The following is a 1,442-nucleotide window of genomic DNA, read 5'->3' as shown; positions in this document are numbered from 1 at the left end:
AACTAAATCTAGAAGCTACGATCTGATCGGCTACACCCATCAATCGTCGTAGTCTCATGTCTAAACCTCGTTACAAAACAACTAACTGGAAGCAACCCGTTTCAAACCGCTATTCTAGGGGTATCAGACCTATAGGTTTAAACGCGCCAAACACTCGTCTAATGCACGCTTAACCCCCTCGATACCCGTTTCAAGCCGCTGTTCATGGGGTATCAGACCTATAAGATTAAACGCTCCAAGCACTCGTCTAATGCACGTTTAACACCCTTCGATACCCGTTTCAAGCCGCTATTCCTGGGGTATCAGACCTATAGATTTAAATGAATCAAACGTCGCCTAGTAGTTAAACTGGTCATTGCTGGCTCGTTTCTGCCCCAAAGTGTATATGGCTCCTTCTCTGATCGGATAATAGTTCCCCCGATTAGCCTTATTCTTTTTAATCTGAACTGCCTTTTTACTGTTAATAACCACAGCATCGTAGAGATCTAATGCATGTTGATGAAAAACGACATTTTGGAGCTTTTTCACAAATCGACGTCCTGATCGCTTAAAAAAAACATTAAAATCAATCACTAGCGAGAGGTTAAGGTATGATGCATTGTTATTAAAGGACAAAGTGTCGGAATTAAATACGACATTTTGTCATCTAATACACTGTTAGGTGCTTTGGCGGAAAGTAGGAATAATCATTGATAAAATATCTATACGGGAAGAGTCAATATTTAGAACACTTTGCTGAAACGGGCAAAGGGTTGTGGTTTCGAGACTTGTTTACTATGGATAAACTCGAGAATGACAATATTAGTGATGACGAGGCAAGAAAGTCTATCCAACTTGCTCCAGATGCTATTACTAAAGTTATTATTGCAGGTCGAGAATTCAAAGTCGTACCAGATAAGCCTATAACGTTCTCCCAATCGCCAAGAAGATGCCATGTTCTGTGTTTAAGCGAAAAAGGCCATGATAAGGAGCTTTTTGAACTATTTAAGGCTGATATATGTATTGGTATTAATGTAGCGAAACTAGCTGAGTTAATTGAAACAGCAAATAAACATTTAGGTTTAGAGGTTATTGCTGATTCAATTACTTACTATGAGCGTAAAAACGAAATCCTCGATCTCTCTCAGGAGCAGTTGGCCTTCGTAAAACCATCCGACCCGTACAGCAGGGAGCATGAATTTCGTATTGCTGTATTTTGGCCTCAGGACAGCTCATCTCAGCTAGCAACTGATGAGCATGGAAAAATTAATGTTTTCCATGCTAGCGGAACATCTGATGACCATATTACGTTTAACTTTGAGAGCCCTGCATATGAAGAAGTGGTGCACTCAGTTACACGCACCTAACAATAAATTTAAGAGTGATTCACAACGCTTGGCGCTGTCAACGCCGACTTAAAACTGATCCACTTAGCGACGCTATCGCCGAAGTAAAATTGACCC

At 40.6% G+C, this 1,442-nt stretch carries 1 protein-coding gene; it reads left to right on the top strand.

The window, feature by feature from the left end; translation table 11 throughout:
- The first annotated feature begins 689 nt into the window (after positions 1–689).
- A complete protein-coding gene (locus tag B5D35_RS23770; protein ID WP_078754854.1) occupies positions 690–1,346 on the top strand; it encodes a hypothetical protein in 657 nt (218 codons plus the stop codon).
- Positions 1,347–1,442 lie beyond the last annotated feature (96 nt).

It is taken from the genome of Enterovibrio nigricans DSM 22720 (assembly GCF_900167155.1).
GTDB lineage: Bacteria > Pseudomonadota > Gammaproteobacteria > Enterobacterales > Vibrionaceae > Enterovibrio > Enterovibrio nigricans.
This window is presented reverse-complemented; position numbering and strand designations above follow the sequence as displayed.